The 9951-nt window shown below is 41.9% G+C and carries 7 protein-coding genes; 2 read left to right on the top strand and 5 right to left on the bottom strand.

The annotated features are described in order from the left end of the window. Positions 1–413: 413 nt before the first annotated feature. The 5 genes from Q0238_RS05575 to Q0238_RS05555 all read right to left on the bottom strand — a co-directional run bounded on the left by Q0238_RS05575 (position 414) and on the right by Q0238_RS05555 (position 6461). A complete protein-coding gene (locus tag Q0238_RS05575; RefSeq protein WP_177389295.1) occupies positions 414–1901 on the bottom strand; it encodes an anaerobic C4-dicarboxylate transporter in 1488 nt (495 codons plus the stop codon). A gap of 286 nt (positions 1902–2187) precedes the next feature. Continuing rightward, complete coding sequence (locus tag Q0238_RS05570) at positions 2188–3594, bottom strand: aspartate ammonia-lyase (protein WP_005870686.1); 1407 nt, start codon at positions 3592–3594, stop codon at positions 2188–2190. A gap of 315 nt (positions 3595–3909) precedes the next feature. Continuing rightward, positions 3910–4509 carry a DedA family protein gene (locus tag Q0238_RS05565; protein ID WP_297943758.1) on the bottom strand — a complete coding sequence of 200 codons (600 nt, stop codon included), beginning with the start codon at positions 4507–4509 and terminating at the stop codon, positions 3910–3912. Between the two features lie 235 nt (positions 4510–4744). Continuing rightward, positions 4745–5569, bottom strand: a complete 825-nt coding sequence (locus tag Q0238_RS05560; protein ID WP_297881087.1) for a peptidylprolyl isomerase — start codon at positions 5567–5569, stop codon at positions 4745–4747. A 115-nt stretch (positions 5570–5684) separates the two neighbouring features. Further along, entirely contained in the window at positions 5685–6461 is a 777-nt protein-coding gene (locus Q0238_RS05555) for a MetQ/NlpA family ABC transporter substrate-binding protein (RefSeq protein ID WP_005870677.1), read from the bottom strand. A 233-nt stretch (positions 6462–6694) separates the two neighbouring features. Here Q0238_RS05555 and Q0238_RS05550 point away from each other — a divergent pair, with 233 nt between their 5' ends. Together Q0238_RS05550 and Q0238_RS05545 are read left to right on the top strand one after the other, a co-directional pair. Next, positions 6695–9322 carry a valine--tRNA ligase gene (locus tag Q0238_RS05550; protein WP_297943755.1) on the top strand — a complete coding sequence of 876 codons (2628 nt, stop codon included), beginning with the start codon at positions 6695–6697 and terminating at the stop codon, positions 9320–9322. After that, the coding region (locus Q0238_RS05545; protein ID WP_297943752.1) for a MutH/Sau3AI family endonuclease at positions 9312–9951 on the top strand (640 nt) is incomplete at its 3' end. The genes Q0238_RS05550 and Q0238_RS05545, both read left to right, overlap by 11 nt.

The following is a 9951-nucleotide window of genomic DNA, read 5'->3' as shown; positions in this document are numbered from 1 at the left end:
ATGAGATTTTTCATATTTTATCCTTGTTTTAAATTTCTTACATTATATGTTTTTTTGGCTGAAATTTAAATTTACTATTCAGATACTTATATTATAAAGGATCTAAAATTTATATACGAAATGCGATAAGTTTTGTAATCGTAAAATTTTATCAGAATTAAATTTTTTACATAAATTTTATTTGCGAGATTTTATTTAAATTTTAAATTTATAAGTAGATTTTGACCTTAGCCATATTGGAGTGACAAGAGGGATAAAATTTGGTCTATGCGAGACTTTACTTATCAACAAAATTTAAGTTTAAGTAGATACTCTGGATGGGATATTTGCGTCATTGCTTTTAGGTAAATTTCAATATTAGTGTTTAAGTCTTAAGCGAATTAATAAAGCCGAGAGCGAGTCTCGGCTAAATTTTACAATAAAATCGGTGCTATTAGAAAGCCGAGCGCTACTGAAAACGCTATAGCTAAAACACCTGGTAGGAAAAAGGAGTGGTTGAATATATATTTACCTATCCTAGTAGTTCCGGTATCATCCATCTGAACAGCTCCAAGTAAGGTCGGATACGTAGGAAGCACGAATAGTGCGGAAACTGCAGCGAACGATGCGACTAAGATATATGCGTCTCCGTTATTTGTAGCAGTTAGTCCAAGCGCAGCAATAACCGTAGGTATAAGCGCTTTTGCAGTAGCGGCTTGAGAGTAAAGAAGCATACTCGCAAAAAATAACGCTATAGCTAGCATAAATGGATAGTCTTTGACAAAATCACCAGCAAAATTTTTGATAGCATCGGTATGATTTACCACAAAAGTATCACCTAGCCACGCTACGCCGAGTACGCATACGCACGCCGTCATACCACTTTTAAACGTGGCGGTATTAAATAGCTTATCGACTTTGACGCCACAACTTACCGTTATTAGAGTAGCGATGACTAACATGAAACTCATAATGGCGTTATCTCTAGTTAGCACTAATACTTTAGTAGGTTTATCGGTATTTTCTACGTATTTTACATTGGTAGTTGAGTCGGTTTTGACTTTTATGTTTTTTGCGACTAGTTCGTTAAATTTATCGGGATCTTTGCTTTCATAGATTTTTTCGTAGCCTGTCACGTAACTTGGTTTTATCCAGCCTACATTTTTGCTAATAGCCGTAGCGTATAAAACGACGGCGATAACACCGATCAAAAATATCAATACCGATCTTTTGGCTCCTGCAGGAAGTTCTTTATTTTCTTCCGTTTTAACCTCTTTTATCAAGCCCTCTTTAAGCCTTCTTTGATATTCTGGGTCGCTACTTAGATCGAGATTATAAAATAAATTTATAACAAGAGCCGTAAGCATACAACCGATAAAGGTCGTAGGTATCCAAATAGCAAGCAATAATGGATAGCTAATGCCTAATCCGCCTAAAGCATGCTCGCCTGCCATAAATACAACCGCCGCTGAAACGGGGCTAGCAGTAATGGCTATCTGGCTAGCGACGACGGCTATACTAAGAGGTGCACTAGGCTTAATATTTTGAGTCTTTGCTACCTCTGCAATGACAGGTATCATAGAAAACGCCGTATGTCCCGTCCCTGCAAATACCGTAAGCAAATATGTAACTATCGGAGCTAAGAAATTTATATATTTTGGGTGTTTTCTTAGTATTCCTTCGGCTATTTGTACCAAATAATCGAGTCCTCCTGCTACTTGCATAGCCGTAATAGCGGCGATAACAGACATAATGATTAAAATGACGTCCCATGGTATACTGCCCGCTTTTAGACCAAGCCCCAACGTAAGAATGACGACGCCAAGACCGCCTGCATAGCCTATAGCCATACCACCTAGTCTAACACCCAAAAATATCGCACCGAAGAGTACGATCAATTGCAATATCAATGAAATGTCCATTGCAAAACTCCTTATAAAGTAATTTTTTTAACGGCGCGCAGAATTCTAAAGATTTCAGCAGGTAAAATCCGAATTATCTTTATAATTCAGTGGTCGGAATTCTATGCGGAATTTTATCCTAAAATTTCGCAAGTGGAATTTTACTCCACGGAAGCTAAATCTAACTTGATGAAATTCTGCATCTACGGAATTCTGCACGATCAATTTTATCTATTTAGAATTCTACTTTGCGGAATTTCGCCTATTAAATTAACCGACGAAATTCCGCGCCGCATCTAGTTTGAAACTATTTTTTGCTCATATGTGGGTTGAGCATAGATTTAGGCTCTAGGATCTTATCGATCTCCTCTTTTTTCAAATATCCGCGCTCTAGGCAGATTTCACCGACGGATTTTCCGGTCTGAAGTGCCTCTTTGGCGATACTTGCGGATTTCTCGTAGCCAATGTAAGGATTAAACGCCGTAACGATACCGACGGAATTTAACACCGATTTTAGGCAAGCTTCAGGGTTTGCCTTTAGATGTTTGATAGCTTTTTCAGCTAGTGTATTCATCGCATTTTCCAAAAGCACGATCGAGTTAAATAGCGCATATGCGATGCCAGGCTCAAACGCATTAAGCTCGAATTCTCCGCGCTCGGAGCAAAGCATAATCGTAACGTCGTTGCCGATTACCTCATAGCAAGCCTCGCCTACAACCTCAGCGATGACTGGGTTTACTTTGCCCGGCATGATGGAGCTGCCCGGTTGCATCTTAGGAAGCTCGATTTCGCCTAGACCGCATCTAGGACCGGAGTTCATAAGACGTAGGTCGTTTGCGATTTTACTTAGGCGGACGGCTGCTGTTTTTAACGCGCCGCTAACGTGGACGAAGTCCGCAGTGTCTTGTGTGGCGGCGATGAAGTCCTCTGCGGCTTTAAATTTAACGCCGGTGATCTCGCCCAGTTTTTTCTCGACTACGTTTTTGTAATCAGGGTGGCAGTTGATGCCCGTACCAATCGCCGTAGCGCCCATATTTAGGTAAGTCATCGACTCTCTAGCAGCTTTGATAAGTGCGATATCGGTTTTGATGTAGGTAGCAAAAGCATTGAAAGTGTTTCCAAGAGTAGTAGGAACGGCGTCCTCAAGCTCCGTCCTTCCCATTTTGATGACATCTTTGTATTCTTTGGCTTTAACTTCAAGCTCTTTTTTCAAATTTTCCATAGCTTTTAATAAGTCGGTTAGCTTGGCGTAAGCGGCGACTTTGATCGAGCTAGGATAGGTATCGTTGGTGCTTTGACCCAAATTTGTGTGATCGTTTGGATGGAGGTATTGGTATTCGCCCTTTTTATGCCCCATGCTCTCCAAAGCTATATTGGTAATGACCTCGTTGGTATTCATATTCGTCGAAGTTCCGGCGCCACCTTGGATCATATCGACTACGAATTGATCTCTGAACTCTCCTGCGATGAGCCTATCGCAAGCTTTTGCAATCGCATCGGCTTTTTGTGCGTCTAGGACTCCGACCTCTTTATTGGCTAGTGCAGCTGCTTTTTTGATTTGTGCAAATGCTTTGATAAAAAACGGATAGTCTTTGAGCGCTCGTCCGCTTAGATGGAAGTTCTCTAGTGCCCTAAATGTCTGCACACCGTAGTAAAAATCGTCGGAAATTTCTAATTCACCGATGAAATCGTGTTCTTTTCTGGTCTTTGCCATAATAAGTCCTTTCGTTGAAATTGTTAATGGAATTTTAAAGCTTTTAGTATTAAAAGCAGCTTAAAACGTAACGAAAAATTAAAATTTAGAAATTAGTATGATTGTTTAAGGCTTTAAATAGAATTTTACTTAAAAAATATTTTGGAATTCGCTACTAAGGCATAATTACACTTTAATAGAAATATCGTATTGCACGTAGATTATGAAAGTGAAATTATAAAAATTCTTATTTAGCTTAAATTATAATTTGAAAAATTTGAACTTAAAGGCGATAAAATGGAATTTTTCATTGTATTTGTATTTACTAGCGCGGAGCTATTTTTTGCGTTTTATAAAATAAACATATAGGAGCGAGATTATAATGACGACGGCGAACAGAGCGATCGTAATTAGATGCAGATCTTGCTTGATTAACTCCTCGTTTTCGCCGATGAAATATCCCAAGCTCATCAGTATTAATGTCCAAATCGCAGCTCCAAGCCCGGTAAATAGCACGAAGCGCGCGACATTCATCTTTGCAAGCCCCGCAGGAAGGCTGATGTATTGACGGATGCCAGGGATTAAGCGGCAGTTAAACGTTGAAATTTCGCCATGGCGGTTAAAAAACGCTTCAAATTTTGCAAATTTCTCCTCGGTAATGCCTACGTATTTGCCGTATTTAGCGATAATCTTACGTCCAAAAAAGTAGCATAGATAGTAATTAAACAGCGCGCCGGTGATGCTGCCGCCAAGCCCACAAACAAATGCTATAACAAAGCTCATCTGCGATTTTGAGACCAGGTAGCCCGCAGGGATCATCACGACTTCACTTGGGAAAGGAAAGAAGCTGCTTTCTAAAAACATCATCACAAAAACGCCAAGGTATCCCCAACCTGCGACAAATTCTACGATAAAATTTACGATATCAGAAAGCATTTGAATTCCTTGATTTAATGTGTAAAAACCAGCTGAGCTTAAAATTTCGCTAAATTTAACATCGGCAGAGCAAATAAGTTTGAAATTTAACAATCCGGCGATATAAGAGTGATCTTAAAATTTCACAAAATTTAGCGTATATAAAACAAAGGCGCGGGCTAAATTTTATCCCTGCAAGTTGCCGCTGCAGCGAACTTGCATATAAATTTAATAGCCTCACGCCTTAAAATTAAAACTATTTTGCGTATTCGATGTTTAGTTTGCCGAATAGCTCATTAGCCTTGTCATCGATTTTTTTGTTTACTTTGCTTGGAAGTAATTGATTTTTGATGAGATCTTTTACCTTTTCAAACGGCATAGTCTCAGCCTTTTTACTGCTTTCTTTGTAGATTACGTGATATCCGAATTGTGTCTTTACCGGAGTTTTGCTCATCTCGCCATCTTTTAGCGCAAACGCTGCTTTTTCAAACTCCGGCACCATCATCCCTTTGCCAAAAGAGCCCAAATCGCCACCGTTTTCTTTCGCACTTGGATCGATTGAAATTTCTTTAGCTAGTTTATTAAATTCCTCTTTTAAATTCTCTTTTTTGACTTTTGATAGCTTCGCAATCGCGTTTTTAGCAGCCTTTTCGTCTGCTACTAAGATATGACTTGCGGTAACGGAATCTGGTTGCATGAAATTTTGTTTATTTTCATCGTAAATTTTTTTAGCTTCCTCGTCGCTGATGCTTACGTCTTTAGCCTGTTCGCGTTGCCATAGATTAAATGCGATGCCATCTTTAGCAAGCTCTAGCTGATGTTTATATTCGTCGCTGTTTTCAACGCCTGATTTTTTCGCCTCTGCGATTAGAAGTTTGTATTTGATTAGATCGTCGATTAGTTTTTTCTTCTCATCGGCGGTCGGTTCCTGTCCGCCGTGCTGCATACCTTGAGCCAAAAACGGTGCAACATCCTCATCCGTAATAGTGATATTTGCGTCTTTTGCAGTAGCCAAAACGCCTGCATTAAGCGAAGATATAGCCATAGCGGCAACAAAGCTGAAAGATAAAATTCTTTTCATTATTTTTCCTTTATTCGGTAAATTTCGCGCAATTATAAAAAAAGATAGTAAATAAAATAGCGAATGTCAGCAAATTCGGCGCGAATCCTGCGCCGAATTTTAAAAAGAGGAGGAGTTAAAACGATGGAATGATTGCGCCTTTATATTGCGTCTCGATAAATTTTTTCACTTTCTCGCTTTGAATCGCTTTATCTAGCGCCTTGATTTTAGGGCTGTTTTCGTTGCCTTCTTTAACGCTGATGACATTTGTGTAAGGGTTGCCCTCAGCCTTTTCTAAAAATAGCGAATCTTTGATCGGGTTTAAATTTGCGTTAAAGGCAAAATTTGAGTTGATGACTGCAATATCGACATCGCCCAGGGTGCGTGGAAGCGCGGCGCCTTCAAGCTCTAAAATTTCTAAATTTTTAGGGTTTTTCGTGACATCTAACGGCGTGCGTAGCTTGGCGTTTTGATCTACTTCGATGAGCCCCGCGGCTACGAGCAGATCAAGAGCGCGGCTTTCGTTAGTCGGATCGTTCGGCACGGCAACTTTAGCGCCGTTTTTAAGATCTTTTAAATTTTTAATCTTATGGCTGTAGATGCCCATAGGCTCTAAATGTACGCCTACGGTCGCTTTTAACTTCGTGCCTTTATTAGCGTTAAATTCCTCCATATACGGCACGTGCTGGAAAAATCCCGCATCCACGTCGCCGCTATCGGTAGCGAGGTTCGGGGTTACGTAGTCGTTGAAAACTTTTACTTCAAGATCGTAGCCTTGGGCTTTTAGATCGGGCTTGATCTGCTCTAAAATTTCGGCATGCGGTATCGGAGTAGCGGCGACTACGATTTTTTCGGCAAGAGCGAAGCTGACGACGCTAGCGCTAAGAAGCGAAGCGAGAAGAAATTTCTTCATATTTAATCCTTTTGGTTAAAATTTCGCAGTATTATAGCAGGTAGAATTTTTAATGTCAAGTATTTTTATATGATTTTTTAAAATTTTATCTAAAATATTCTAAAATTCGATATTTTTATATATATTTAAATACTACATTTTATTGTATAATGCAGAATTGGCACGCTTTAATGAGCGCTTTACATAAATTCCGCTAAAATCGCAAAATTTAAAATTTTAAAAAAGGGCTGAAAATGGCAGATTTTTACGACGCGAAAGCCGTAGAGGAGAGCTTTTATAAAATTTGGGAGCAGCGCGGCTACTTCGAGATCGACGGAAATAAAGATATCCAGCAAAAAGGCAAAAACTTTTGCATTATGCTACCGCCGCCGAATGTTACCGGAGTGCTTCATATCGGGCATTCGCTCACTTATACGCTACAAGACATAATGACGCGATACAAGCGAATGGACGGTTACAAAACGCTGTGGCAGCCGGGGTTAGACCATGCAGGCATTGCGACGCAAAACGTCGTCGAGCGCGAGCTTTTGGCGCAAGGGATCAAAAAAGAAGCGATCGGGCGCGAGGAGTTTTTAAAGCACGTTTGGCACTGGAAGGAGCAAAGCGGCGGGCAGATCGTAAAGCAGATGAAGCGCCTTGGCGTCACGCCTGCGTGGAGCAGACAGCGATTTACGATGGACGAAGGGCTTAAAAACGCCGTTCGCAAAGCCTTCGTAAATTTATACGACGCAGGGCTCATCGTGCGCGGAAACTACATGGTAAACTGGTGCACGCACGACGGCGCGCTAAGCGACGTGGAGGTCGAGCACAAGGAGAACAAGGGTAAGCTTTATCACTTGCGTTATTACTTTGCGGACGAGCAAGATAAATTTATCGTAGTCGCGACGACGCGCCCCGAGACCTACTTCGGCGATACTGCGGTAATGGTAAATCCCGCGGACGAACGCTATAAAAATTTGATCGGCAAAAAAGTCGTGCTGCCGCTAATCGACCGCGAGATAGAGATCATCGCCGACGAATACGTCGATATGAGCTTCGGAACGGGCGCCGTGAAGGTCACGCCCGCGCACGATACCAACGACTACGAGGTCGGTAAGCGCCACGAGCTGGAGTTTATCACCGTTTTTGATGAAAAAGGAATTTTAAACGAGCAGTGCGGTAAATTTCAAGGTCTAGAGCGGCTTGCCGCGCGCGATCAGATCGTAGCGGAGCTTGAGAGGCTGGGCTTTATCGAAAAAATTGAGGATTACGAAAATCAAGTCGGCTACTGCTACCGCTGCAAAAACGTCGTCGAGCCGTACATCTCGCAGCAGTGGTTCGTCCGCGCGGATATCGCAAAAGATGCGATCGCCAGAGTAAATGCGGGCGAAGCGGAATTTTTCCCGAAGCACTGGATCAATAGCTTCAACGCCTGGATGCGCGAGCTGAAGGACTGGTGCATCAGCCGCCAGCTGTGGTGGGGACATAGAATTCCCGTATTTTACTGCGACTGCGGCCATCAGTGGGCGGATGAGCGTGAGAGCCCCGATGCTTGCCCGAAATGCGGCGGTAAAAATTTTACTCAAGATCCCGACGTGCTCGATACGTGGTTTTCAAGCGGTCTTTGGCCGATCAGTACGCTTGGCTGGGGCAACGGCGAGGCGCTGAAAAACGAGAAGTGGTTTGAGGAGGATTTAAGCGAATTTTATCCGAATACCATGCTGATTACGGGCTTTGACATTTTGTTTTTCTGGGTCGCGCGCATGATGTTTCAGTGCCAAAACGCCATGGGCGAGCTGCCGTTTCGCGACATCTACCTGCACGCATTGGTTAAGGACAAAGATGGCAAAAAGATGAGCAAATCGAGCAAAAACGTAGTCGATCCGCTGCTAAAAATCGATGAGTTTAGCGCCGATATTTTACGCTTTACCCTTACGATTTTGTGCGTGCAGGGGCGCGATCTGCGCCTTAGCGACGATAAGCTTTTGATATATCGAAATTTTACGAACAAGCTTTATAACGCGAGCAAATTTTTGCTTTTAAATGCCTCTAAATTCAACGATTTAGATGCGGCACAGATCAAAACTAGCCTCGGCAAATATATGCTTTCGCGCTTTAACTGCTGCGTGAGCGCGGTGCGGGAAAATTTAGACGAATACCGCTTCAACGACGCTACGACCGAGCTTTATAAGTTTTTTTGGGATGAGTTTTGCGACTGGGGCATCGAGCTTAGCAAGGCGGACAAGGCCGCGATCGGCGAGCTGGGGATGATTTTTAAAGAAGCGATGAAGCTGCTAAGCCCGTTTATGCCGTTTCTAAGCGAGTATCTGTATCAGGAGCTAAGCGGCACGAAGCTGCAAGACGCGCGCTCCATCATGGTGATGAGATACCCACATCCTGGTGAGCGTGACGAGCGGATCGAAGAGCTGTTTTCGCTTCTTATCGAAGCGATCGTTAGCATTCGCCGCGCAAAGGCGACGATCGAGCTCGGCAATGCGCGCGTAGCCAAAGCCTACGTCAAATCCGCAGTCGATCTAAGCGCCGCCGCGGATTACATCAAAACGCTAGCAAAGGTCGATGAAGTGGAATTTACGCAGCAAAATATCGCAAATTCCGCCCGCGACGTAAGCGAGAGGCTAGAAACTTTCGTACCGCTTGAGGGGGTCGATCTTAGCGGCGTGATTTCGCGTCTTAACGCGCAAAAAGCAAAGCTGCAAAAAGAGATCGAAAAGCTCTCAGGCATGCTAAATAACGAGAAATTCGTAGCCTCCGCCCCGCAAGCCGTAGTCGAAGCCAACCGCGAAGGACTGGCTTCCGCGCAGGAAAAGATGCAAAAAATTTGCGCCGAGCTGGCAAATTTAGGAGAGAATAATGATCAATAGTAAAATTTTTGAGTATTTGTGCCCCTTTTTTGATATTATTAAAAACTCTAAAGGGAAAAGTATAGCTCAAATAAAATCTGAGCTAAATATTGACAGAAATATGAAAAAAGGAGCTTCTGGCTTAATAGTTGAAAATTTATTAGGTATAAAAAATAACAATAAACCAGAAGCTGATATTCCGGAGATTGGTTGTGAAATTAAAATTTTACCTTTACAACAAAATCGTAATGGCGACATAAAAGCCAAAGAGCCGACTGCTATACAAATGATTAATTTTTTAGAAGTAGCAAACGAGAATTGGAATAATGCAAAAATAAGAAAGAAGATAAAGCTTACATTTTGGGTTGTTTATTTGGCACAGGAAAACGGTAAGAGATTGAAACAAGATGATTATAAAATTATAGATTTTTATTTAGACAACCCTAATGAGCAAGTTAATTCTATTTTTAAAAAAGATTGGGAGGATATTAGAGAATACATAATAAAAGGTTTAGCGGATAAACTTACTTGTTCTATGGGTACTTATATTGAGCCTAAAACAAAAGGGAAAAATAATCAAGATAAAACCGATGCCCCTGATGGGAAAGGCGGAGTAATAAAAGTTAGAAGAAGAGCCTTTTATTATAAAA

The organism is uncultured Campylobacter sp. (genome assembly GCF_938045775.1).
Lineage (GTDB): Bacteria > Campylobacterota > Campylobacteria > Campylobacterales > Campylobacteraceae > Campylobacter_B.
This window is presented reverse-complemented; position numbering and strand designations above follow the sequence as displayed.

Coding starts and splice junctions, on each gene's coding strand:
- Q0238_RS05555 (WP_005870677.1), bottom strand. CDS start 6,461: ATGAAGAAATTTCTTCTCGCTTCGCTTCTTAGCGCTAGCGTCGTCAGC.
- Q0238_RS05570 (WP_005870686.1), bottom strand. CDS start 3,594: ATGGCAAAGACCAGAAAAGAACACGATTTCATCGGTGAATTAGAAATT.
- Q0238_RS05575 (WP_177389295.1), bottom strand. CDS start 1,901: ATGGACATTTCATTGATATTGCAATTGATCGTACTCTTCGGTGCGATA.
- Q0238_RS05565 (WP_297943758.1), bottom strand. CDS start 4,509: ATGCTTTCTGATATCGTAAATTTTATCGTAGAATTTGTCGCAGGTTGG.
- Q0238_RS05550 (WP_297943755.1), top strand. CDS start 6,695: ATGGCAGATTTTTACGACGCGAAAGCCGTAGAGGAGAGCTTTTATAAA.
- Q0238_RS05560 (WP_297881087.1), bottom strand. CDS start 5,569: ATGAAAAGAATTTTATCTTTCAGCTTTGTTGCCGCTATGGCTATATCT.